Origin of the sequence: Amycolatopsis sp. NPDC059021 (genome assembly GCF_042739895.1) — a bacterium.
Lineage (GTDB): Bacteria > Actinomycetota > Actinomycetes > Mycobacteriales > Pseudonocardiaceae > Amycolatopsis.
Genome location: NZ_JBHYIQ010000002.1, coordinates 129,059 through 151,920 on the forward strand (window position 1 = coordinate 129,059; position 22,862 = coordinate 151,920).

The 22,862-nt window shown below is 70.8% G+C and carries 19 protein-coding genes; 9 read left to right on the forward strand and 10 right to left on the reverse strand.

The genetic code is table 11. The features are described from left to right. Nucleotides 1-235 precede the first annotated feature (235 nt). Complete coding sequence (locus tag ACFWX1_RS01535) at nucleotides 236-682, forward strand: nitroreductase family deazaflavin-dependent oxidoreductase (RefSeq protein WP_378382851.1); 447 nt, start codon at nucleotides 236-238, stop codon at nucleotides 680-682. Between the two features lie 55 nt (nucleotides 683-737). Next, entirely contained in the window at nucleotides 738-1,415 is a 678-nt protein-coding gene (locus ACFWX1_RS01540; protein ID WP_378382852.1) for a YoaK family protein, read from the forward strand. Here ACFWX1_RS01540 and ACFWX1_RS01545 read toward each other — a convergent pair. Together ACFWX1_RS01545 and ACFWX1_RS01550 are read right to left on the reverse strand one after the other, a co-directional pair. Beyond that, nucleotides 1,403-3,307, reverse strand: coding sequence for a glycosyltransferase (locus tag ACFWX1_RS01545; protein WP_378382937.1), 1,905 nt, complete (start codon nucleotides 3,305-3,307; stop codon nucleotides 1,403-1,405). The two genes, ACFWX1_RS01540 and ACFWX1_RS01545, sit on opposite strands and share 13 nt — an antisense overlap. 126 nt (nucleotides 3,308-3,433) lie before the next feature. Further along, nucleotides 3,434-5,020, reverse strand: a complete 1,587-nt coding sequence (locus tag ACFWX1_RS01550) for a hypothetical protein (RefSeq protein WP_378382853.1) — start codon at nucleotides 5,018-5,020, stop codon at nucleotides 3,434-3,436. A gap of 625 nt (nucleotides 5,021-5,645) precedes the next feature. Here ACFWX1_RS01550 and ACFWX1_RS01555 point away from each other — a divergent pair. Next, a complete protein-coding gene (locus ACFWX1_RS01555) occupies nucleotides 5,646-5,792 on the forward strand; it encodes a hypothetical protein (protein WP_378382854.1) in 147 nt (48 codons plus the stop codon). 41 nt (nucleotides 5,793-5,833) lie between these two features. Here the strand turns inward: ACFWX1_RS01555 and ACFWX1_RS01560 are convergent, their stop codons facing one another. From ACFWX1_RS01560 to ACFWX1_RS01580, 5 genes are all read right to left on the reverse strand, one after another. Then, on the reverse strand, nucleotides 5,834-7,120 hold the full coding sequence (locus ACFWX1_RS01560; RefSeq protein ID WP_378382855.1) for a bifunctional o-acetylhomoserine/o-acetylserine sulfhydrylase: 1,287 nt from the start codon (nucleotides 7,118-7,120) through the stop codon (nucleotides 5,834-5,836). Further along, nucleotides 7,117-8,127: an isopenicillin N synthase family dioxygenase gene (locus ACFWX1_RS01565; RefSeq protein ID WP_378382856.1), complete on the reverse strand. Its 1,011-nt coding sequence runs from the start codon at nucleotides 8,125-8,127 to the stop codon at nucleotides 7,117-7,119. The genes ACFWX1_RS01560 and ACFWX1_RS01565 overlap by 4 nt, the downstream gene beginning before the upstream one ends. Before the next feature lie 62 nt (nucleotides 8,128-8,189). After that, a complete protein-coding gene (locus ACFWX1_RS01570; protein ID WP_378382857.1) occupies nucleotides 8,190-8,885 on the reverse strand; it encodes a GNAT family N-acetyltransferase in 696 nt (231 codons plus the stop codon). A 44-nt stretch (nucleotides 8,886-8,929) separates the two neighbouring features. Continuing rightward, the gene (gene menC, locus ACFWX1_RS01575; protein WP_378382858.1) at nucleotides 8,930-10,033 is read right to left on the reverse strand and encodes an o-succinylbenzoate synthase; all 1,104 of its coding nucleotides are present in this window, start codon (nucleotides 10,031-10,033) and stop codon (nucleotides 8,930-8,932) included. A 70-nt stretch (nucleotides 10,034-10,103) separates the two neighbouring features. After that, on the reverse strand, nucleotides 10,104-11,246 hold the full coding sequence (locus ACFWX1_RS01580) for a M20 family metallopeptidase (protein WP_378382859.1): 1,143 nt from the start codon (nucleotides 11,244-11,246) through the stop codon (nucleotides 10,104-10,106). A 204-nt stretch (nucleotides 11,247-11,450) separates the two neighbouring features. On the opposite strand from ACFWX1_RS01580, the gene ACFWX1_RS01585 reads away from it, so the two are divergent. Both ACFWX1_RS01585 and ACFWX1_RS01590 read left to right on the forward strand, forming a co-directional pair. Next, entirely contained in the window at nucleotides 11,451-12,290 is an 840-nt protein-coding gene (locus ACFWX1_RS01585; protein WP_378382860.1) for a GNAT family N-acetyltransferase, read from the forward strand. Nucleotides 12,291-12,341: 51 nt separating this feature from the next. Continuing rightward, complete coding sequence (locus tag ACFWX1_RS01590; RefSeq protein WP_378382861.1) at nucleotides 12,342-13,637, forward strand: MFS transporter; 1,296 nt, start codon at nucleotides 12,342-12,344, stop codon at nucleotides 13,635-13,637. A 50-nt stretch (nucleotides 13,638-13,687) separates the two neighbouring features. Here the strand turns inward: ACFWX1_RS01590 and ACFWX1_RS01595 are convergent, their stop codons facing one another. Beyond that, complete coding sequence (locus ACFWX1_RS01595) at nucleotides 13,688-14,260, reverse strand: hypothetical protein (RefSeq protein WP_378382862.1); 573 nt, start codon at nucleotides 14,258-14,260, stop codon at nucleotides 13,688-13,690. A gap of 360 nt (nucleotides 14,261-14,620) precedes the next feature. On the opposite strand from ACFWX1_RS01595, the gene ACFWX1_RS01600 reads away from it, so the two are divergent. The 3 genes from ACFWX1_RS01600 to ACFWX1_RS01610 are packed head-to-tail and all read left to right on the forward strand — an operon-like array spanning nucleotide 14,621 to nucleotide 16,986. Beyond that, a complete protein-coding gene (locus tag ACFWX1_RS01600) occupies nucleotides 14,621-15,799 on the forward strand; it encodes an MFS transporter (RefSeq protein WP_378382863.1) in 1,179 nt (392 codons plus the stop codon). A gap of 44 nt (nucleotides 15,800-15,843) precedes the next feature. Further along, nucleotides 15,844-16,428 (forward strand): HAD family acid phosphatase, encoded by a 585-nt coding sequence (locus tag ACFWX1_RS01605; protein WP_378382864.1) that lies wholly within the window; start codon nucleotides 15,844-15,846, stop codon nucleotides 16,426-16,428. A 48-nt stretch (nucleotides 16,429-16,476) separates the two neighbouring features. After that, nucleotides 16,477-16,986 carry a hypothetical protein gene (locus ACFWX1_RS01610; RefSeq protein WP_378382865.1) on the forward strand — a complete coding sequence of 170 codons (510 nt, stop codon included), beginning with the start codon at nucleotides 16,477-16,479 and terminating at the stop codon, nucleotides 16,984-16,986. A gap of 25 nt (nucleotides 16,987-17,011) precedes the next feature. Here the strand turns inward: ACFWX1_RS01610 and ACFWX1_RS01615 are convergent, their stop codons facing one another. Then, the gene (locus ACFWX1_RS01615) at nucleotides 17,012-20,437 is read right to left on the reverse strand and encodes an indolepyruvate ferredoxin oxidoreductase family protein (RefSeq protein ID WP_378382938.1); all 3,426 of its coding nucleotides are present in this window, start codon (nucleotides 20,435-20,437) and stop codon (nucleotides 17,012-17,014) included. 234 nt (nucleotides 20,438-20,671) lie between these two features. On the opposite strand from ACFWX1_RS01615, the gene ACFWX1_RS01620 reads away from it, so the two are divergent. Beyond that, nucleotides 20,672-21,112: an Lrp/AsnC family transcriptional regulator gene (locus ACFWX1_RS01620; protein ID WP_378382866.1), complete on the forward strand. Its 441-nt coding sequence runs from the start codon at nucleotides 20,672-20,674 to the stop codon at nucleotides 21,110-21,112. A gap of 6 nt (nucleotides 21,113-21,118) precedes the next feature. On the opposite strand, the gene ACFWX1_RS01625 is transcribed toward ACFWX1_RS01620, so the two are convergent. Beyond that, nucleotides 21,119-22,651: an adenylate/guanylate cyclase domain-containing protein gene (locus ACFWX1_RS01625; RefSeq protein ID WP_378382867.1), complete on the reverse strand. Its 1,533-nt coding sequence runs from the start codon at nucleotides 22,649-22,651 to the stop codon at nucleotides 21,119-21,121. Nucleotides 22,652-22,862 lie beyond the last annotated feature (211 nt).

Consider the following 22,862-nt stretch of genomic DNA (forward strand, 5'->3'; position numbering starts at 1 on the left):
TCGGGGGTTCCCGGGGGCTCCGGCCCCCCCGGCGCCCCCCCCCCCCACCCCCCGCCCCCCCCCCCCCCCCCCCGCGCGCGCCCCCCCCCCCCCCCCCCCCGCCCCCCCCCCCACAACCTAAGCCACCGCACGAACCCCAACCGCCACAACAAGCCCACGAGCCCCCCACCCCACCGGAGGAAGTATGCCGGGCAGATCATATGAGTCTCGTAATACTGGGGGTACAGTGGGCGGCATGACGAAAGCCGAGAGCTACCGCCGGATGGTCAACTCCCTGAACAAGGTCATCGTCGGACTGCAACGCCTGGGCGTCGCCTTCGGGCCGATGCAACTGCTCACCGTCGCGGGGCGCCGCAGCGGGCAGCCGCGCACCTTCCCCATCGCGGTCATCCCGCTGACCGGCGGCCGCTACATCATGCAGGCGTACCCGAAGGCCGCGTGGGTGGCGAACGCCCGCGCCGCGGACACGGTGACGCTCACCCGCGGCCGCCGCTCGTCGACGGCACGGCTGGTGGAGGTTCCGGTCGATCAACGGCGGCCGCTGCTGCGCGAACTGGTGGAGACGAGCCCGGCGAGTGTCGCCGACCGGCTCGTGACCACCGGGCTGGCCGCCGCCCCGACCCCGGACGCCGTCGCGGCGGCGGCCGAGCGCATCGCGGTGTTCCGCGTCGAGGACGTCTGAGGGACCAGGCCTCCCGTGTTGCACCCGCCGCGCCGTTCCGTCCACACTGGACACCATGAACAGCGGCCGCATCACCGCGGGCACCCTGCGGCTGGCCGCGTTGCTCGCCGTCGCGGGCGGTTTCCTCGACTCGTTCACCTTCGTCGCGCACGGAGGGGTGTTCGCCAACGCGCAGACCGGGAACGTGGTGCTGCTCGGCGTGTTCGCGGCGCGGGGCGACTGGGCCGACGCGCTGAGCCACGTACCGCCGTTGCTGGCCTTCGTGGCCGGTGTCGCGGTGGCCGAAACGGTGACCCACCCGCGGGTCGCGCCGTGGCTGCGGCGGCCGCTGCGGGTCGCGCTGCTGGCCGAGATCGTGGTGCTCGCGGTGATCGGGTTCCTGCCGGATTCCTTCAGCAGCACCACGATCGTGCTCATCGTGTCCTTTGTGGCCGCTCTGCAGAACTCGACGTTCGGCAAGCTCGGCGAGTGGGCGGTCAACACCACGATGACCACCGGGAACCTCCGCACCGCGACCAGGGCCGCCTACCGCGCGGTGTTCCGCAAGGAGCCCGGCGCCGCGGCACAGGCCCGCGCGTTCGGCGCGATCTGCCTGTCCTTCCTGGCAGGCGCCGGGCTCGGCGCGCTCGTCACCGCGTGGCTGGGCAACAGGGCGGCGTGGGGTGCCGCCCTGTTGCTCTGCGCCGGAATGCTGCTGTTCGTCCTCGACGAGCGGCCGCGTCAGAGCCGGTAGAGGCGGGTCCAGTTCTCGCGCGAGGTCAGCTCGGGCATGGCGCGCTTGTACAATTCCTGGGCGGTGGCACCTTCCTTGCGAAGGCGGTTGATCACCTTGGCGCTCCGGCGGGCCAGCTCGAACATCGCCGCCCGGTCGAAGGCGCGGACCCGCACGCCCTCCTGGTTCGCGTCGGTCACCACCGCGGTCCGGAACAACGCGACATGCCACCAGTGCGCGTCGTCGGCGGCCACCGCGCCCAGCGCGTGCCGCTGCTTGCCCTGGGTCTGGTGCAGCAGCCGCTTGAGCATGACGAGCATCGGGCGGCTGGGCGGTGGTGCGGCGTTGATGATGCCGATATCGTTGGAGGCGATGCCGGGCACGTCGGTGGCCTTGTGGCGTTTGGTCTCCGGGTAGGCGTCCCGGATCCGGCGGATCTCCTGCATCGCCGCGACCCCGCCATCACGCAGGACCTCCGGGCCCTCCAGGAAATCCTCCACCGCCTTCAACAGCGTCGCGGTCAGCCCGTACTGCATCCCCAGCAGATACCGCACGATCTGCGCCACCAAAACCCGCGACAGCAGATTCAGGTTGAACGGCGAATGCAACGCCGCGGTGATGATCGAATTCCGCAGATTGAAATACCGGTGCCACTCATCCCAGTCCTTCCAGTGGAAGTCCGCATGCCACACCCCCGCACCCGGCAACGTCACCGTCGGGAACCCCGCCGCCCGCGCCCGATACGAATACTCCGCGTCATCCCACTGGAAAAAGAACGGCATCGGATACCCGACCGCCTTGACCACCTCATACGGGATCAGGCACGACCACCACCCGTTATACCCCGCATCCAGCCGCCGATCCTGCCGGTTCGGCTTCAACGTCTCCTCATCGATCCCCAAAAGATCCGCCGTCTCCAGCGAATGCTCCACCGGCTTCCCCGGCTCCAGCGTGTTGAGGTTCGCGTACTCCGCCCCCACATGCAGCTGATTCGGATGCAGCAGATTCAGCATCTGCCCACCCACGATGACCGGATTCGCCTGCCGGTTGGAAAACGCCGTCATCCGGATCACCAGATCCGGCTCCAGCAACACGTCGTCGTCCATGAACAACACATTCGCGTGCTCGGTCGCGGTGTGCCCGGCCACCTCATACAGACCCCGCGTGAACCCACCGGCACCACCCAGGTTCGGCTGCTTGATGTAATGCAGCTTCTCCCCCAGATCCTTCGCGACCTGCTCGAACCCGTCACGCGACTCCACCAGATCCGTGCCCTGATCGGCGACGTAGATCGCGTCCAGCGTGTCCAGCGACGACACATCCGCAGCCAGCGCCTGCAAATTCTTCAAACAGTCATCGGCACGGTTCATCGTGCAGATCGTCACCGCCGTGGGCCGGATCCGCTCCGGCGCCTCCACCGTCCAGCGGACCCGCTCCACCCGCAGCGTCTGCCCACCCTCGGTCTCCAAGTCCAGCCACAACGCGCCACCGTCGTAGAACTTGTCCAGCCTCGCCGTCAACGTCACCAACTGAGCCTTCGCACCCGCGACCTGCTCGGCGGTAATCACCCGCGGCTCACCCTCGACATCCGAGGCCCCCACCGACAGCTGCCCATCCCCCGTGACAACCGCCTCCACAGCGACCTCGGTCACCGTCGTCCACCGCTGCCAGTAACTGGCCGGGAACCGCCCGAAATACGTGTTCCCCGACACCCGAGACGACGGCTCCACCGTCACCCCACCACGATCCCGCACCGCCGAGCCCCACTCCAGCTCCGCATACAAATCCTTGCTCACAATCGGAGCCGGACCCGCATACAACCCACGCTGCGCGGTCAACCTGCCCTGCGGAGCGCGTTCGGTCAGTCGCGGCTCGCCCGCGCTCTCGGTGATGAGGGAAGCGTTGCCACGCATGGTTTTCCAGGCCTTTCGTACGCTGCTGGGTGCGGCTGGTTTCGGGAACGTCACGAGGTCGGCCCCCGGCCCGTCCGGCCGGGGGCGAGGTTCTCGTGGCGGCTGCGGCGAAAGCGCTCATGACCGTCAAACCGCACGAACCAGCGTGAAATGGCCGACGCCCTTGGTCGCCGAATACACCTGCCAGCTGTCCGGTCCGGACGCCGGACCCGATTCGTACCGCAGCCGGTAGTCGACCTTCCGCGGGGTGTGCGAGCGGTCGAACCAGTGGTAGTTCACCCGCAACGCCGTCCGCATGACCGGGCCCGCCGCGGCGATCTGGTCGTTCACCAGCCCGACGACCTGCCCGCGATCGGAGAACACGTCGAGGATGGCGCAGTCACAGTAGTAGGCCAGCGTGCCGATCTCGCCGGGGCTCGCGACGGTCGCGCCGTTCAGCCGCTTCCCGAGGTCCTTGCCCACCCTGGCGTAGTCCTGGGCGCTCGCCCAGTTCCCGAAGATGACCGGCGACCGCCACGGCACTCCCTGGGCGCCGTCGACCCCGGCCAGCGCCAGCGTCAGCACGCCGACCAGGCCGAGCGCGGCCAGCGGTGGCCCGCTCCGCAGCGTGGGACGTTCCCTGGCCCGGCCCTGCCACACCCCGAACGCCACCACCGCGAACGCGCCCGTCGCGACCACCGGCGTCACGTAATACCAGTGGTAGGGACCGACATCCAGCAGCGAGTACACGACGTAGTTGAGGACGCCGCCGGCCCCGAGCGCGGCGACCGGGCCCAGCGGCGGCACCCGCGGCCAGCGCACGGCGAACCGGACGGCGGCCCACGCGGCGAGCGCGAGCACGCCGAGCACCGCGGGCGCGAAGGTCAGCAGCACCACGATCGGCCGCCCGAGCGCGTACATGACCGGCCCGTTCACGTAGCTCCACGGCGCGAACAGCGAGGCCTGCGACTGCTTGATGACCAGCGTGTCCGGGACGAACGAACCGAAGGCGAACCAGCTGAACAGGAACCACGGCGCCGCGACGGCGACCGCGGCCGCCAGCGCGAGCCAGGCACGCCGCCGGATCGGTGCCGCGCTCGCCGCGATGAGCACGACGAACACCACCAGATCGAGCCGGGTGAGCACGGCGAGTCCCGCGGCGGCGCCGAACAGGATCGGCCTGCCCTCGACGGCGAACACCGTGAGCAGCATCAGCACGGCCGGGATGAGCAGCACTTCCAGCCCGAACGCGGACAACAGGAACGGGTTGACCAGCACCAGCACGACGCCGAGCAGCCCGGCCGCGGGCGGGATCCGCAGCGCGCGGACGAGACGCAGCCACGACCAGCCGAGCGAAGCACCGGCGGCGACGGTCAGCGCACCGAGCGCGAGCACCGGATGCGGCGCGCCGGAAATTCTTGTCACCAGCGTCAGCGCGCCGAGCAGCAGCACGTTGAGCGGCGAGGTGGCCGAATTGGCCGCTTCGCCGGGAACCATCCCCCATGTCCCGTGCACGGCGAGATTCTTGGCATAGGACAAGGTGATGTACGCGTCGTCGGTCAGACTTCGGCGTACCAGAAGAAAAGTCACGACGCCCAGCAACGCGGCGACCACCGGGAGCCACCGGCCCACGGCTGCCGCGGCATGAGCACCGGCAAGATCTTCCTCGCTGACGTGCGTTTTCCGTTGTTTGGCGCCACCGGCGATCGCCCCGGCCGCCTGCCCTACCGACATGACTAGGGGACCATAGTGGCCATTCGTTACGAGCGCGCTACGGGCTCGTTATTTCACGGTCCACAGTGGCCCGCCTTACGTCGACGTTCCATCATGCGGAATCCGCCGTCAAGCCGAGAGAGCGCTTTCGCCCCATCAAGCTACCAGGGGACCCGGAGTCCGCCATACCTCACTTTGGCCGCTGCGGGCACGGCCGTCCAGGGCCGGGCTAGGCCTTCTTGCCTTTGCTCTTCGCACTGCTGGACTTTCCGGTCTTGGGATCGGATGCGGACAAGGTCCGCCCCGGATGATCGGGCCTGATATCCCAGCCACGCGCTAACCGGTAGTTGTAGTCACACCTGATACACGTGGGTGGGCGCATTTCCTGCTTGACCGGCCACGGTGGACACCTGTGATCGTCGGGCACATCGATACCGCAGTACGTAACCCACTTGCTTCTCTTGCGATCGTAGTCGGAGATGTGCTGCTGACCATCGTCGAGGATAGGTCGCCCGTAGACTCCACTCCCGGGCGGGATTTCACGAACGAGGCTGACCTTGCCCATCCTGCATCAACTCCCTTGGAGGTTCATGCCCGCGCACTCCAGCAGTACGCTCAGCAGGCTGCGCACATAGCATGACGCTAAGTGAGCGTAGTCTGGTGCGGCACCGCTGAGTGGGTAAGACTCGCCGTCCTGACCAGGTTGCTATCGAGAGACTGCGGCCTGCCCATCATCGCGGGCATCAAGTCCGGCGTGCTCGATGGCGTCCTCACGCCTGCCGCCGCGCGGTGACGCGTTGCTCCACTGTGGACATTCACGTCCACAGTGGAGCTTCAAGCGCCCAGGGCGCGGGTGAGGTCGGCGATCAGGTCGCGCGCCCCCTCCAGCCCGATCGACAGGCGGATCAGGCCCGGCGTCACGCCGCTCTCGCGCTGCTGCCGCTCGTCCAGCTGAGCGTGCGTGGTGGAGGCCGGATGGATCACCAGGCTGCGTACGTCGCCGATATTGGCGAGATGGCTGAACAACGACAATCGGTCGACGAACCGGCGTCCGGCTTCGAGACCATCGGCCAGCTCGAAGGCCACCACCGCGCCCGCGCCCAGCGGAAGATAGCGCTTCGCCGCGTCGTACCAAGGGTTCCCGGGAAGCCCGGCGTAGTGGACCTGCTCGACCGCGGGGTGTTCCGCCAGCCACCGGGCCACCGCGAGAGCGTTCTCGACATGCCGCTCCATCCGCAGCGAGAGCGTCTCGATCCCTTGCAGCAGCAGGAAACTGTTGAACGGGGACACCGCCGGTCCCAGATCCCGCACGAGCTTGGTGCGCAACCGCAGGCTGTAGGCGAGCTCGCCGAACTCCGTGGCGAAGACCAGGCCGTGGTAACTCGGGTCCGGACGGGTGAGCTGCGGCCAGCGGTCCGGTTCGGCGGCGAAATCGAACTTCCCGCCGTCGACGACGATCCCGCCGATGCCGGTTCCGTGCCCGGAAAGGAACTTCGTGGTCGAATGCACCACGATGTCCGCGCCGTGTTCCAGCGGCCGCGCCAGATACGGCGTCGGCACGGTGTTGTCGACCACCAGCGGCACGCCCGCCGCGTGCGCGACCTCCGCGACCGCGGCGACGTCGAGCACGTTGCCCAGCGGGTTGCCGACGCTCTCGGCGTAGAGCGCCTTGGTGCCCGGCCGGATCGCGGCCCGCCAGGCGGCCAGGTCGTCCGGGTCGCGCACGAAGTCCACCTCGATGCCGAGATCGGCGAACGTGTACGCGAGCAGGTTGTACGTCCCGCCGTAGAGCGCCGAGGCGGCGACCACGTGGTCACCGGCCCGTGCCAGGTTCAGCAACGCCAGCGTCGACGCGGCCTGGCCACTGGCGACCGCGACCGCCGCGACGCCGCCCTCCAGATCGGCCAGCCGCTCCTCGACGACCGCGGTGGTCGGATTGGACAGCCGGGTGTAGGCGTGCGACTCGAGATCACGCAAGGCGAAGGCGTCCGCGGCGTGCTGCGCGTCCGCGAAGGTGAAGGACGTGCTCTGGTAAATCGGCGTCGCACGGGCCCCGGTCGCCGGATCGGGCCGGGCACCGGCGTGGATCTGCCGCGTCTCGAACGACCAGTCCTCACTCATGCTCGGTCAGCCAGCACGTCCGACCACCAGCGTTCGGCGACTTTCGGATGCGAACGCAGCCAGCCGACCAGCGCGTTCTCCCCGTAGGCCGCGAGGAGCGGATTGTCCTTGTCGTCGCTGATCCCGCGAGCCCCGGCGGCCAGCTCGGGCGGCAAGCGCAGCGGCTCGACGACCGCGTCCAGCCGGGGGCCGAGGAAGAACGGCACCGAGAACCGCTCGACGCCGGCGGGCGGGCTCACCACCCGATGACGGGTGGCCGTCAGGTAACCCTGCGTCGCGATCTCCAGCATTTCGCCGATGTTGACCACGAAGCTGCCCGGGACCGGGGTCGCGTCGATCCAGCTCCCGTCGGCCGCTTGGACCTGGAGGCCACCGATCTTGTCCTGCTGGAGCAGCGCCAGGTAGCCGTAGTCCTTGTGCGCGCCGACGCCCTGATCGGCGTCGGCGGCGGGACGGCCGGGGTAGCGGATGATCTTCAGGTGGGTCGCGGCTTCCTCGTCGAACCACGCGTCGAAGTAGTTCTCGTCCTGGCCCAGCGCGGCGGCGAGCGCGCGCAGGACCTCGCGGCTGACTCGCAGCGCCTCGGCTTGCCAGGCCAGCGTCGTCTCCCGGAGTTCGGGCACCGCCTCGGGCCATTGGTTCGGCCCGATCAGCCTGCGCCACGCCGGTTCGCCCGGCCCCGGCTCGGCCGCCGCCCGCTCCGGCCCGATGTCGAGCTGCTCGCGCCAGTCCGGGGAACCGCCGGTGTACTCGTGCCCGGTGCGTGTGTAGCCGCGGAACTGGGGCGAATGGACGTTCTCGATCTCCAGCCGCGACTCGACCGGCAACGCGAAGAACCGCTTGGCCACGTCGAAAATGCCGGTCGTCAGTGTTTCGGGCACGCCGTGCCCGACGACGTAGAAGAACCCGACTTCGCGGGCGGCGCGCCTCAGCTCGTCGAGGAAGACGGCGCGATCCGCGGCGGGATCACGGAACTTCGCGAGGTCGATCAAGGGCAGCGTGGTCACGTTTCCGAGCGTAGGCCCCGCCCCGGCATCCGGACCGGTGATCTCAGATCGCGGGCGGTGCCTTACACCGAAGGTGGGACCCGGACCGCCAGGACCTCGGCCTTGCGGCGCACCGCGAACCCGAGCGACTCGTACAGCCGGATCGCGGTGGTGTTGGCCGCGGTCGTGTGCAGCATCGGGGTTTCGCCCCTGGCGCGGATCCCGGCGGCGACGGCGAGGACGAGCCGCGTCGCCAGCCCCTTGCCGCGGTGGGCCGGATCGGTGCAGACCGCGCTGATCTCGGTCCAGCCCGGCGGGCGCAGCCGCTCCCCCGCCATCGCGACCAGCGCCCCGTGGTGCCGGATGCCGAGGTAGGTGCCGAGTTCGATGGTGCGCGGGAGGAACGGGCCGGGCTGGGTGCGCTCGACCAGGTCCAGCATCTCCGGCACGTCGGCGGGGCCGAGCCGGATCGCCTCCGGATCCTCCGCAGGTGTCAGGCCGGCGTCGACGAGCTGCACCCCGTGGATGTGGTTGACCACCGCCCAGCCGTCCGGCGGGATCAGTTCCCCGTCGGGGAAGGCGACATGGGCGACCTGACCCGGCCCGGCCAGCCCGGCGAGGTCGTGCCAGATCCGCTCGCCGGGTTCGCCGGGCACCGCGTAGAACGGCACGACGTCGGCCGGGTACCGCAGCGCCTGGCCGTGCCGCTGGGCGAAGCCGGCGTGCGGGCCGGTCAACGACGCCCAGGTCGGATTGTCCAGTGGCGAGGCCGAAGTCATGCTTTCGAACATACTCTGGCGAACACCGGACACCGCGAGTTTGCCTACAGGGACACGAACTCCGTCCCGGTGGTGAACTCCGCCAGCGCGTCCGGCAGCGGTTCGACGCCGATGCCCGGCGTGGCCGGGACCGGCAGGAATCCGCCCTGGAGCACGAACGGCGCCGTGATGTCCGTGCGAAAGTACCGGTCCGACGCCGACGTGTCGCCCGGCAGGGTGCAGCCCGGCAGCGCGGCGATCGCGAGGTTCGCGGCCCGGCCGAGCCCGGTCTCCAGCATCCCGCCGCACCACACCGCGACACCGTGTGCCGCGCAGACGTCGTGGACACGCTTCGCCTCGAGGTACCCGCCGACGCGGCCGGGCTTGATGTTGACGATCCGGCAGGCGCCCATGGCGATGGCGGCCGCGGCCGCCCGCGCCGAGGTGATCGACTCGTCGAGGCAGATCGGGGTCTCCAGGTGCCGCGCGAGTTCGGCGTGGCCCAGCACGTCCTCCTCGTCCAGCGGCTGTTCGACGAGCAGCAGCCCGAACGCGTCCAGCTTCGCGAGCTGCCGGGTGTCGGCGAGCGTGTACGCGGTGTTCGCGTCGACCTGGAGCAGCACGTCGTCGCCGAAGCGCTCCCGCACCGCCCGCACCGGCTCGACGTCCCACCCGGGCTGGATCTTCAGTTTGATCCGCTGGTAGCCGGTGTCCAGGTAGCCGTCGACCGCGTCGAGCAGTTCGGGGATCGAGTCCATGATCCCGACCGAAACGCCACACGGCACCCGCTCGCGATCCGCGCCGAGGTTCGCGGCGAGCGACACGCCCCGTGCGCGCAGTTCGGCGTCCAGCACGGCCATTTCCAGCGCGGCCTTCCCCATCCGGTGCCCGCGGAACGGCTCGAGCACGGGCGCGACCCCGGCCGCCGTGACGTCCCGGCCCGCCAGCGCGGGCAGGAAAAACCGGCGCAGCACGTCCGCGCAGCCGTCGAGGTACTCGGAGGAGTAGCGCGGTTCCGCCATGGCGACGCATTCACCCCAGCCCTCGCCCTCGTCGGTGACCACCCGCAGCAGCAGCACCTCCTTGGTGGTCTCCGTCGCGAACGACGTCCGGAACGGCGCCACCAGCGGCATCCGGACCCGCCGGAACTCGATCCCGGTGAGTTTCACTTGTCCTCCTGTGTTTTGCGGGACACCCGCACCCGGTCGGCATCGCGAGCGGCGCTTCGCGATTGTGTGCTCACGATGCCTCCTTCTGTGTTTCGAGTACTTCGGCGATCAACGCGGCCACGAGCGCGGTGCGTCCGGGCAGCGCCGAGACCACGACGTGTTCGTCGTCGGCGTGCGCGCCGCCGCCGACCGCGCCCAGCCCGTCCAGCGTCGGCGTGCCCGCGCCGGCGGTCAGGTTCCCGTCCGAGCCGCCGCCGACCGCGACCCCGGTGATCGGCCCGATGCCCAGTTCGCCGGCGAGCCGTACCGCGCGGGCGAACAGCTCCTCCGACGCCGACAGCGGCAGTGGCGGCCGACGCGGCCCGGGGACGACTTCGACCTCCGCACCCGCCAACACCGGTCGCAGCGCGCGGATCGCAGTGTCCACACGGGACTGTTCGGCCGGTTCGCGCACCCGCACGTCCACCATGCAGCTGCCCTCGGCCGGCACGGTGTTGCCGGTGGTGCCCGCGCCGAGCACGGTCGGGGTGACCGTGGTGCCCGCGCCCGGATCGGCGAGCGCGGCCACGGCCAGGATCTGGTGGGCCAGTTCGACGGTCGCGTTGATCCCGCGTTCGGGTTCGAGCCCGGCGTGGGCGGCCCGCCCCCGGACGCGGATTTCGTACTGGGACACGCCTTTCCGCGCCGTCTTCAAGGCTCCGCCGTCGGCCGCGGCCTCCAGCACCAGCGCCGCGTCGCACCCGGCGGCCTCGTCCCGGATCAGCTTTTCCGAGGACGGCGAGCCGAGTTCTTCGTCACCGGTCACCAGCACCGTCACCCCGGACGGATCGGGCAGCGCGGCGACGGCGTGGAAGCCCATCACCACGCCCGCCTTCATGTCGAAACACCCCGGGCCGCGCAGGATCCCGTCCTCGACACCGAACGGATGCGTCCGCAGCGAGCCCAGCGGCCACACGGTGTCGTGGTGGCCCAGCACGAGCACCCTGGACGGCCCGTCGCCGAGCCGCCAGCGCAGATGCGTCCGCCCTTCGAGGACGATGCGTTCGGCCGGGACGCCGAGCAGCCGGTCCCCCAGCTCGGCCACCAGCTCCGCGCTGTGCGCCACGGCGCCGAGATCGGCGGACGGGGACTCGCGGCACACCAGCCGCTCGAGGTCGGCCAGCATCGCGGGCAGCGCGTGCCGGAACGCCTCCGGCATTGGTCGGTCCGTCATCCTTCTCCTCACCAGGGTTTCGTGTCTCTGCGGGCCCGTTCGTACGGTGTCACACGGTGCCGCCGGGCCCTTCGTGGAGCGGCACAAGAATCGGCGGCCACATTCGTGGGGGCGCACGACCCCCTCGCCGGGCCCCGCCTCGTAGCGTGCTCAGCACATCGCCGGAGGGAGCAAGGTGTCCACAGTAGACTGCGAGGCCGGGGCATGACCGTGGCGCATCGGGACGCGAAGCGGGTCGCGGCCGACACGGCGGCCGCGGCGGGCATCCGGATCCGGGAACTCGGCGAGTCCGCCGAACTGCGGGAGCTGAACGAGCTGTTCCGCGGTATCTGGCGGCCCGATCCCCGTAACCCGCCCATCACCGAGGAACTGCTGCGAGTGCTCGCGCACACCGGCAACTACGTCGGCGGCGCGTTCCTCGGCGGCAGGCTCGTCGGCGCCGCCATCGGCCTGTTCGCCGAACCCGTCGGGTGCGCGCTGCATTCGCACATCACCGGTGTCGGGGCCCAGGCACGGGGACGTTCGGTCGGCTTCGCGCTCAAACTGCACCAGCGGGCGTGGGCGCTGGAGCGCGGGCTGGCGCGGATCACCTGGACGTTCGACCCGCTGGTCCGCCGCAACGCGCACTTCAACCTCGTCAAGCTCGGCGCCCGCCCGGCGGAGTACCTGCCCGACTTCTACGGCCCGATGGACGACCACATCAACGGCGGCGGCGCCACCGACCGGCTGCTGATGTCGTGGGAGCTGGCCGCCCCGGACGTCGAGGCCGCCGCCACCGGACACCCGTGTTACGCCCAGCCGGCCCCGGGCGCCGAATGCGCGCTGGCGAACGAGGACGGCAGGCCGGAGCCGAGGACGACCGGCGCGTCCGCCGTGCTGGTGGACACCCCGGCCGACATCGAAGGCCTGCGCCTGGAAGACCCGGCGTGCGCGGCGCTGTGGCGGGAACGGATGCGCGAGGCGCTGAGCGGCCGGATGGCCGGGGGCGCGGCGATCACCGGCTTCACCAAGGACGGGAAGTACGTGCTGGAGACGGAGGACTGAAGGCACCGCGAACGCAGGGGGGGCGCCACACCGAAATCCGGAGGTTCACCGATGAATCCAGCGCCCGTCACCGAGGACTGGACGCGGAGCAGAATCCGCCGCACCGCCACCCTGACCATGATCATCCTGCTGCTCGCCTGGTCGATCGACTACGTCGACCGGTTCGCGATCGGCATGGCCCTGCCCTCGATCGGCGCCGAGTTCGGGCTGAGCAAGACGCTGCAGGGACTGCTGGTCACCACGTTCGCCGTGGTGTACCTGGCCTGCCAGGTCCCGGCCGGGTTCCTCGCCGACCGCTTCGGCTCCCGCAAGCCGATGCTCGTCACGCTCGTGCTGTGGTCCGGGTTCACCGCGCTGACCGGCCTCGCCGGCACGTTCGGTGTCCTGCTCGCGATGCGGGCGCTGTTCGGGATCTCGCAGGGCTGTTTCCCCGCCGCGTCGTTCAAGGCGGTCGCCGAGCGCACCACCCCGGACCGGCGGGCGACGGTCACCGGGGTCATGCTGGCCTCCAGCGGTGTCGGGCCGGGCCTCGCGCCGCTCATCGTCGCCCCGCTGATCGCCGCGGTGGGCTGGCGGCACACGTTCCTCTGGCTGGCGCTGGGCGGCGTCCTCATCGGCGTGCTGCTGTGGAGCCTGCTGCCGAAGCCGTTGCCCGCCCGGCTCAACGCCACTGTCGGCAACGCGCCGCCGGTCTCCGCGTCGCGGCGGGAAGTACTGCGATCGCCCCAGCTGTGGAAGTTCGCGGTGCTGTTCTGCTCGATGAACATGCTCGCCTACGGCCTGATCACCTGGGTGCCGAGCTATCTGCTGGAGGCCCGGCACGTTTCGATGGCGCAGACCGGGCTGCTCTCGGCGATCCCGATGCTGGTCACCGTGGTCACCACGATCCTCGGCGGCTGGCTGTTCGACCGCTTCTTCGCCCAGCGCGCCCGGTGGTTCCTCGCCTCGATCACGCTGGGGACCGCGGTGCTGCTCGGCCTGATGACGGCCGCGGGCACCACGGCGGAGTTCACCGTGTACGAGACCCTCGCGATCGGGCTGTCCGGGCTGAGCACGATGTGCATCTTCGGCCTGCCGCTGCGGATCCTGCCACCCGCGCTGACCGGGACCGGGATGAGCGTGCTGAACTTCGGCGGCCAGGTCGCGGGCGCGAGCGCGCCGCTGCTGATGGGCTGGCTCGCCGACACGTTCTCCTACACCGCAGCGTTCGGCCTGTTGATCTTCACCACGGCGCTCGCGGCGATCTTCGCCTTCTGGGTCCCGCAGCGGCCCGAGCAGTTCCGGCTCGGCCGTGCCGGGCGGCAGGACGAAGGGCTCGGCCAGGGCGCCGCCGTCCCCGCCCCGTGAACGGTCCGCGGGCCTGCCCGGTCCCCATCGGCCGGGCAGGCCCGCGGAGGTCAGTCCGTGATGTTCTTCAGGCGGTGCGCCTTGAACTGACTGCCCGCGTCGAGCCCGTAGGTGAGTTCGCGGTGGTCGGTGCCGTAGCCGCCGCGCTGCTCGTACGCCCAGTACTTGGTGTGCTGCGCGTTGGACCACTTCTCGAAGATCACCACGTGCCGGGTGTTGTGGTCACCGATGGCGTCGATGAACAGGTCGCCCGTCTTCATGTCCTTCTTGTCGATCGGGGCCGACACCTTGCTCCCGGCGAGCGCGACGGTGTTGGGGCCCGGCTTGGCCAGCCCGGCGGCCATGGACACGTAGCCGGAACAGTCGGTGCGGTAGCCGTCGTGCATCTTGTTCTGGTCATAGGGGATGCGCTGGGCGGTGTGCGGGTGCCAGGTGGTGGCCCGCTTGATCAGCTCGCCGCGGGTGACGGTGAGCGCGGCGGGGACCGCCGGGGCGGCCTCGGCGGCGACCGCGGCCGACTCGCCCCCGCCGGCATCGCCGGGAGCCGCCTGCGCCACGGCCGGGGCGCAGAGAACCAGCCCCGTCGCGGCCATGGCGACCGCGCATCTCGTCCATACGGCCATAACAGTCCTCCTCTTCGTCTGCGGCGACTCTCGCGCGACGGCCCCAGTCCAGCGCACCACGGGCCGCCGCACCAGGTGAGGTCAGCCCGTCGCACGGATGATCACCTGAGCGTGCGGCGCGAACGACGCGATACCACTGTCCGTACCAGCCCGGGACACACCCCGGTCACCCGGCGTCGCCAGGATGTCATCGCAACGGGGCCCGGCACCGGCCTGCCGGGCAGCCCGCTCTTTCGTCCACTATGGACTGCCGAAGGGGCGGGCACCCCCATTCCACCTGCCGGGATCGATTTCATTCCTTGGTGTGAACGAGGACCACGCACCGTTGACCGGGGTCGGGGGTCACCTTAAGCAGGGCGGATGGTCCCTTCCCGGTTCGCGCGGCCGCGCCAGCTCGCACTGATGGCCGCCGTCCAGGTGTGCGCGATGAGCGTCTGGTTTTCGGCGTCGGCGGTGGTACCCGCGCTGCGGGCCGAATGGGGACTGTCCCGCGAAGAGGGCATCCTGCTCGTGATCACCGTGCAGACCGGATTCGCGGTGGGGGCGGTGGTTTCCGCGGCCCTCAACCTGGCGGACCGCCTCTCCCCACCCGTGCTCATCGCGGCCAGTGCCGCGCTCGCCTCCGTCGCGACGGCCGCTTTCCCGGCGTGCGGCGGCATCCGCTGGTTCGCGGTCGTGCTCCGGTTCGTCACCGGCTTCGCGCTCGCGGGTGTCTACCCGGTCGGGATGAAGGTCGTGGTCTCGTGGTTCCCGCACCGCAGAGGCCTCGCGCTCGGGGTGCTGCTCGGTTCGCTCACCCTCGGCTCGGCGACGCCGAACCTGCTGGTCCCCTACGGCTGGCACACGGTCCTGCGCACGGCCGCGCTGCTGGCGCTGGCGGCGGCGATGATCGCCGTGACGTTCGTGCGTCCCGGCCCTGACCTGCCGCCCTCCCCGCCGTGGCAGCCCCGATACCTTCTCCGGATGCTCGCCGATCGCCGCCAGCGGCTGGTGTGCCTCGGCTACTTCGGCCACATGTGGGAGCTGTACGCGCTGTGGGCGTGGCTTCCCGCGTACGTCGTCGCGAGCGGTCTCGGCGGCGGGCCGGCGGCGTTCGTGGTGATCGGCGTCTGCGGAGCGTTCGGCTGCCTCGCCGGCGGAGTGCTGTCCGACCGTAGCGGCCGCGCGGTCGTGGCGATGGCGGCGATGCTGGCGAGCGGACTGTGCGGGCTCCTCTCCTATCCCGCGTTCGGCACCGGCTGGCTGATCCCCGTGCTGGCGCTGTGGGGCGTGTCGGTGATCGCGGACTCCGGCCAGTTCTCCGCCGCGCTCGCCGAATTCGCCGACCCGCGCTACGTCGGCACGGCGCTCACCGCGATGACGGCGCTGGGCTTCCTGTTCAGCGCCGTGACGATCCAGCTGCTGCCGCTGCTGGCCGACGACGTCGGCTGGCGCGCGGCTGTCCCGCTGCTGTCCGCGGGGCCACTACTCGGTGCCGTCGCGATGAACCGTCTCCGGCGAGGTCGCGCGAACCGGTATCGCGCAGTATCTTCCGATTGAACATGAAACTGTTTCGGCATTGGCCGACGGCCGAGGAGGCTCGCATGAAGCGCGTCCGGACTCCGTTCGTCCTCACGCTCGCGGTGGCCGGGCTGCTCGCCACGCCCGCGACGTCGTCCGCGGAAACCGCGCCGGCGGCGGCCCTCCCGCCCTACGCGACCTGGATCGCCGACGTCACCGCGGTCACCGGCCAGGCCGCGAGCTATCTGAACCAGCGGCTCCCCGGCTCCGGCCGTCCCGCGATCGTCCTGGACATCGACAACACGTCGCTGGAGTCGACCTATCACCCGTCACTGGCCGACGTTCCCGCGCTGGCCCCGACACTGCGGGTCGCCCGGCTCGCCGGGGAACGCGGCGCCACGGTGTTCTTCGTGACCGGCAGGCCGAAACTGGGCGACGCGGTCACCCGGCACAATCTGGACGAGGTGGGCTACCGCTACGCCGGGCTCTACGAAACGGACCTCGGCGACCTGCTCGATCTGCAGAAGTTCAAGACCACCGCGCGCACCGACATCGAGGCCAAGGGCTACACGATCGTCGCGAACATCGGCAACAGCGCCTCCGATCTCGCCGGCGGTCACGCCGAGCGCACCTTCAAACTGCCCGACTACGAAGGCAAACTCCCCTAGTATCTGCCCCGGCCTACTCGCGTCTCCCACCGCCGGAGGGTGTTTGTCATGGCGTTCCCGTGGCAGATAGCCACTTCGAGCGCGGCCGGATCACTCATCGCGCTCGCGGGCGTGTTCGCGGGTGCCATGCTGACGAGCCGGACCCAGAAACGGCAGTGGTCACGCGACAAGCTCGCGGACGCGTGCCGGGACGTCATCCACGAATCGACGCGGAACCAGCGGGCGCTCAAACGGTTCTGGGACGACGGCGAGGTGATCGACTGGACCGGCTGGAACCAGGCACTGGCGTCGTTGTGGCTGTTCGGCCACCAGGATCTCATCGACGCCGCCGCCCGGTGCGACGAAACGTTCTTCCGGACCAACCGCATGATCCAGCGAGGAGAGCCCTACACCGATCCCCTCTGGCGGCAGGTACGCGACACGATGGAACACGAACGTCTTCAGTTCATCAACGCCGCTCGTACCCGGATCCTGCGGATCGACGCGCCCATCCACACGCCGTTGAACACCCGGCCGGACCTCGGTTCCCCGCCGCAGGAGCACACCCCGCCGCGGTAGCCGGGCGGCCTCGCACCGCCCGGATTCACCGTCCCGCGGCCACCTCCGCCGCCGCGCCCGCGTGGAGGTTCGCGAGTGATTCGCGGGCCTGGGCCCGGAACTCCTCGACGCGCGCGAGTTTGATGTCCTCGTAGCCGCGGACGACGTCGGACAGTTCGGCGATCGCGGTGACGGCGTCGACGGTGCCCGGTGTGAGGTGCGCGAGCGCGTCCCGCACCAGACGCTGGTACTCGCCGATGAGCGCGCGCTCGACGCGACGGACCTTGGCGTAGCCGAAGGCGTCGAACCGCGTGCCGCGCAAGCCTTTCGCGGCCCGCAGCGCCTTGAACGCCAGCTCGGCCGAACGCCGCAGCCGCAGTTTGCGCTTCATGCCCATCGCCCGCAGCACCGGCGGGTGCAGCAGCACCGAAACCGACGCGTCCGGCCCGAACTCCTCGTCCCGCCTCGCCTTTTCGACGGTGTCGAGGTGCAGACGCGCGACCTCGTATTCGTCCTTGTACGCCATGAACTTGTGCAGCCCCTTGGCATACGCGACCGCGACCCGCTCCCCCTCGGCGCCCGCCCGCTCGGTGGCGAGATCGGCGACGCGCCGGACCTCCTCGGCGTAGCGGCGGGCGTAGTCCTCGTTCTGGAACCCGACGAGGTCCGCGACGCGGGTGGCGAGCACCCGGCCCAGTTCCCCGCCCGGCGCGTGCGCGGCGGCGATCGCGACGGCGACCTCGTCGATCTCCACGGTCGCCCGTTCCGGCGACGACGTCGCGGCCAGCACCGCGTCCCGGTCGAGGACGGCCGCGCGGCCCCAGCGGAAGGCGGCCAGCGTCTTCTCGACACCGGCCCCGTTGAGCCGGATCGCCTGCTCGATCGCCTCGGCCGACACCGGGACGCAGCCGTGCTGGAACGCGGCACCGACGAGCAGCATGTTGGCGGGCATGTGATCCCCGAACAACGCCTCCGACAGCGCGAGCGCGTCGAGGTAGAAGTTGTCCGCGCCGCGGGTGACGGATTCGACCCGCGTCAGCGCGTCGTCCGGCGTGCCCGGCACGACCACCCGGTTGGTCACCATCGCGGCGGTCGGGACGACGCTGGTGTTGACCACCGCGACGGTGTGCTCACGGTGGGCGGCGGCCAGGTTCACGTCGGCGGCGGCACCGAGCAGGTCGAAGCCGAGCAGGACGTCCACAGTGGACTTCGACGCGCGCAGGGCCCCGCCGATGGGCTGCTTCGAGATCCGCACGTCGCTGATCACCGGGCCGCCCTTCTGCGCGAGGCCGGTCTGCTCCAGCCCGGCGGCATAGAGGCCGTCGAGGTGGGCGGCCATCTGCAGGATCTGCGACACGGTGACGACGCCGGTCCCGCCGATCCCCGGCATACGCAGCAACGTGCCGTCGCCGGTGAACCGGACCGGCGGCGGGGTCAGCTCGACCGGCAGCGCCGGGATCTCCCGCTTGCGCTTCGTCCCCGGCTCGACGAGCAGGAACGACGGGCAGTCGCCCTTGAGACAGCTGAAGTCGGAGTTGCACGAGGCCTGGTGGATCCGCGTCTTGCGGCCGAACTCGGTTTCGACGGGACGCACCGAAAGGCAGGTCGACACGTCACCGCAGTCCCCGCAGCCTTCGCAGACCCGTTCGTTGATCACGACCTTCTCGGCCGGGGCCGGCAGCTGCCCGCGCTTGCGCAGGCGCCGTTCCTCCGCCGCGCAGCGGTCGTCGTGGATCAGCACCGTGACACCGTCCACAGTGGAGAGTTCACGCTCGACGTCGGCGAAGTCGTCACGGTGCCGGACCGACGCGATCTCGTCGAGCGCGACCCCGCGGTACGTCTCGGGCTCCGCGGTGGTGATGACGATGCGGCGGACGCCTTCCACCGCGAGCCACCGGGTCAGCGACGGGATGCCGAGCCGCCCTTCGGCCTGCTGCCCGCCGGTCATCGCGACGGCGTCGTTGTAGAGCAGCTTGTAGGTCATCGTGACCCCGGCCGCGACGGCGGCGCGGACCGCCAGCGAACCGGAGTGGTGGAATGTGCCGTCCCCGAGGTTCTGCACGAAGTGCCGGTCGTCGGTGAACGACGCGAGCCCGATCCACTGCGCGCCCTCGCCGCCCATCTGGGTCAGCCCGATCTGGTGCCCGCGCCCGGCGGTGTCGAGCGCGACCATCGCGTGGCAGCCGATCCCGACGCCGACGAGCGTGTCGTCACCGGTGCGGGTGGAGGTGTTGTGCGGGCAGCCGGAACAGAAGTACGGCGTCCGGGCGTCCACAGTGGGCAGTGCGATGCGCGAAACCCTGACCGGGGCAAGCGCTTCCAGATGCGCGGCGGCGGTACGGGGCAGCCGGGCGGCGCCGATACGGGCGGCCAGCGCGCGGGCGACCTCGTCCGCGCCCAGCGTGCCGCGCGCGGACAACAACGGCTTGCCGGTCTCGTCGTGGCGGCCGACCACGTTCGGCGCGCCGGGCCGCCGGTACAGCGCGGCCTTGAGCGCGTCCTCCAGGAACGGCGTTTTGTCTTCCACCACAAGGACTTCGTCGAGATCGCCGGTCATCGCGGCCAGTTCACCGGCGTCGATCGGGAACGGCATGGACAGCCGGATGAGCCGCAGGCCGAGGGTGTCCATCGCGGCCTCGTCGATGCCGAGGTCCGCCAGCGCGCGCAGAACGATGGAGTAGGCCATGCCCGAGGCCAGCACGCCGAGGGTGGCCCGCTCGGCGGTGAAGGTGACCCGGTTCAGCCCGGCCTCCCTGGCGTAGGCGCGGGCCAGGTTGAGGCGCCGGGTGAGCACGTCGTGTTCGGCGTCGACCGCGGCAGGCCCGACCAGCGCGCCGGGCGCGGGCCTCGGTGTCTTCGGCGGTTCGGGGATCTCGTGGCCCAGCCCGCCGACGTCGACGGTGGCCGACGCGTCGGCGATGTCGGCGACGATCTTCAGGCCGGTCCACAGGCCGCTGGCCCGCGACATCGCGACCGCGTGCAGGCCGAGTTCGACGATCTCCTGGATCGAGCCGGGCGCGAGCAACGGCATCGACAGGCTCTGGCACAGCTGCTCGCTCGCGCTGGGCAGCGTCGAGGACTTGCAGTCCGGGTCGTCACCGATGAGCGCGACCGCGCCGCCGAGCGTGGCGGTGCCCGCGACGACGCCGTGCCGGATCGCGTCGGCGGCCCGGTCGAGACCGGGGTTCTTGCCGTACCAGAACCCGGTGACGCCGTCGTGGCGCCGGCCGGGCGTCTCGCCGAGCAGCTGCGTGCCCGCCACCGCGGTCGCGGCGAGTTCCTCGTTGAGGCCGGGCTGGAAGACGATGCCCGCGGGTTCGGTGAACCGGGCGGCCCTGGCCAGCTCCATGTCCAGCCCGCCGAGCGGCGAACCCGGATAGCCGCTGACGAACACCCGGGTGTCCAGGCCGCGGGACTCGTCGAGCTCCCGCTGCTGGAGCATCAGCCGGACCAGCGCCTGGATGCCGGACATCAGCACCCTGCCGCGCTCGGCCGTGTAGCGGTCGTCCAGGGAGACGGCGGCGAGGTCGACGCTCACAGGGGAGCCTCCATCCAGGGTCGTTCGTGGTGGGCTACGCCACAGCACAGCCGAAGCGCGACCCCTCGCGCAAGCAAGTCCCGCGAAGCGTAGCGCAACACGCAAAGAACTCTTCATGAACGCCGATTCGGCGGCTATTGTTTGCGTGCCGGGCGTAAGGAGGCGCGAGTGGCCGAAGTGGACGAGACCGATCTGCGGGTCCTGCAGTTGCTGCGGGAGGACGGCCGCCGGACGTACTCCGAGATGGCCCAGGAGGTCGGGCTGTCGGTCGCGGCGGTCAAGCGGCGCGTCGACCGCCTCCGCGACATCGGGGTGATCACCGGGTTCACCGTCGAAATCGACCACGCCAAGCTCGGCTGGGGCATCGAGGCGTTCACCGAGATCCGGTACGTCGGCACCACCGGCGTCGAGGAGATCATGCGCAACGCCGCCGAACTGCCCGAGGTGCAGACGGTGTTCACCATCGCGGGCGACCCCGACGCGCTGATCCACCTGCGTGCCCGCGACATCGGCCACCTGCAGCAGGTCATCGACCAGCTGCGCCGGTCCGGCGCGGTGACCGGCACGAAGACGCTGATGATCCTCGGCTCGCGCAGCCGCAAGAACTGACCCGCCTCAGGCCGGGACCGCGAGGGTGGTGCCTTCGAGACGGCCGCGCAGCGTGACCTCCCCCGCCGTCCGCCACCGGGCGGCCTCACCGTCCGAAGTGGACTCGACAGCGCGCCAGGAGGCGAGCACCCTGCCGGGGACGTCCTTCGCGAGGTCGGTGAGGCGGGCCGCCTCGTTCACCGCGTCGCCGATGACCGTGTACTCGAACCGGCGCCGATCCCCCACGTACCCCGCGACCGCCTGCCCGGTGGCGACGCCGACGCCCGCGGCGCAGCCGGGCACCTCGGCCGCGAGCCGGGACCCGATCGCGCGGGCCGCCGCGAGTGCCGCCCCGGCGTGGTCGTCGAGGGCGACGGGCGCGTTGAAGATCGCGAGGACGGCGTCGCCGACGAACTTGTTCACCAGCCCGTGGTTCCGGTCGATCTCGTCGACCACCACGGCGAAGAACCGGTTGAGCAGGTCGACGACCTCGGTCGGCGGCCGGGTCGCGGCGATGGTGGTGGACCCGACGACGTCGACGAACAGCACCGACACCTCGCGTTCCTCGCCACCCAGTTCCGCGAACCGGTCCACCGCGGCGCGGGCGACCTCCTGCCCGACGTGCCTGCCGAACAGGTCGCGGATGCGTTCCCGCTCGCGCAGCCCGGCCACCATGTCGTTGAACCCCGCCTGCAGCAGGCCCAGCTCCGTCCCGTCGTAGACCGGGATCTCGACGTCCAGCTCGCCGTGCCGCACCTTCCGCAACGCCGCCTGGACCGAGCGGATCGGCGCCACCGTCGCCCGCGTGGTGAACACCGTCAGCAGCATGCCGAACACGATCGCCACCACGCCGAGCACGACGACGGTGACCGCGAGCTTCGTGGCCGAGACGTCCTGGCGGGCCAGCGCGAACACCGCGACCGTCACCAGCCCGGCGACCGGGACGCCGGTGCCGAGGCACCAGAACAGCAGCATCCGCAGCCCGATCCCCGCGCCGGCGGAGTGCCACGCCGCGCCGGTGAGGGCGCGGGCGGCGATGGGCCGGAGGGCGAACTCGCCGAGCAGGTAGGCGTTCGCGCAGACGACGATCCCGGCGAAGCCGACGGTGAACCCGATCGCGGCGACGAGGTTCGGCTGCAGGACCGCCGCCAGCACGGTGAACAGCACCGTCGCGAGCCCCCACAGCGAGACCTGGACGAGTGTCAGCCGCAGCGGCACGCGCAGCGCGGCACGCCGCTCGCCCGCGTCGGGCACCCGCTGCTCGGTGACCCAGCGCAGCGCGCGGAACGCGTCGCGGGTGCCCCAGACGGCACCGACCGCCACCGCCCCGCAGATGTAGACCGGGGTCACGACGGCCCACACCGACCACGTCCGGCTCTCGATCCCCGCGCTCGGCACGACGAGGACCGACAGCACGACGACGACACCGGCGCCGATCAGGTTCGCGACGATCAGGGTGACGGTGAGCAGCACCTGGATCCGGATCCGCAGCGTCTGCCCATCCTGCCCGGCGGGACCGAGCAACCGCGAACCGAACGGGACGGGCGGAAAGTCGCTCACCGCGAAACCCTAGCACGACCCCTGCCAGGCTCGGAGTCCACTGTGGAGTGACAAAAACAGGCGCCCGGAATTCGCATCGACGTGACAAAAGCGCCCCCATGCCGTGAAGGCCTCCTTCACCGCGGGGGTGGGGCGTGGCGGGTGCCAAAACAGGGCGGGCTACCCAAAAGGAACCAGACCGGGGGGGGGGGGGGGAAAAGGGAGGGGGTGG

Coding starts and splice junctions, on each gene's coding strand:
- ACFWX1_RS01590 (WP_378382861.1), top strand. CDS start 12,342: ATGAATCCAGCGCCCGTCACCGAGGACTGGACGCGGAGCAGAATCCGC.
- ACFWX1_RS01560 (WP_378382855.1), bottom strand. CDS start 7,120: ATGAGTGAGGACTGGTCGTTCGAGACGCGGCAGATCCACGCCGGTGCC.
- ACFWX1_RS01585 (WP_378382860.1), top strand. CDS start 11,451: ATGACCGTGGCGCATCGGGACGCGAAGCGGGTCGCGGCCGACACGGCG.
- ACFWX1_RS01570 (WP_378382857.1), bottom strand. CDS start 8,885: ATGACTTCGGCCTCGCCACTGGACAATCCGACCTGGGCGTCGTTGACC.
- ACFWX1_RS01605 (WP_378382864.1), top strand. CDS start 15,844: ATGAAGCGCGTCCGGACTCCGTTCGTCCTCACGCTCGCGGTGGCCGGG.
- ACFWX1_RS01595 (WP_378382862.1), bottom strand. CDS start 14,260: ATGGCCGTATGGACGAGATGCGCGGTCGCCATGGCCGCGACGGGGCTG.
- ACFWX1_RS01610 (WP_378382865.1), top strand. CDS start 16,477: ATGGCGTTCCCGTGGCAGATAGCCACTTCGAGCGCGGCCGGATCACTC.
- ACFWX1_RS01540 (WP_378382852.1), top strand. CDS start 738: ATGAACAGCGGCCGCATCACCGCGGGCACCCTGCGGCTGGCCGCGTTG.
- ACFWX1_RS01550 (WP_378382853.1), bottom strand. CDS start 5,020: ATGTCGGTAGGGCAGGCGGCCGGGGCGATCGCCGGTGGCGCCAAACAA.
- ACFWX1_RS01545 (WP_378382937.1), bottom strand. CDS start 3,307: ATGCGTGGCAACGCTTCCCTCATCACCGAGAGCGCGGGCGAGCCGCGA.
- ACFWX1_RS01600 (WP_378382863.1), top strand. CDS start 14,621: ATGGTCCCTTCCCGGTTCGCGCGGCCGCGCCAGCTCGCACTGATGGCC.
- ACFWX1_RS01535 (WP_378382851.1), top strand. CDS start 236: ATGACGAAAGCCGAGAGCTACCGCCGGATGGTCAACTCCCTGAACAAG.
- ACFWX1_RS01580 (WP_378382859.1), bottom strand. CDS start 11,246: ATGACGGACCGACCAATGCCGGAGGCGTTCCGGCACGCGCTGCCCGCG.
- ACFWX1_RS01615 (WP_378382938.1), bottom strand. CDS start 20,437: ATGTCCGGCATCCAGGCGCTGGTCCGGCTGATGCTCCAGCAGCGGGAG.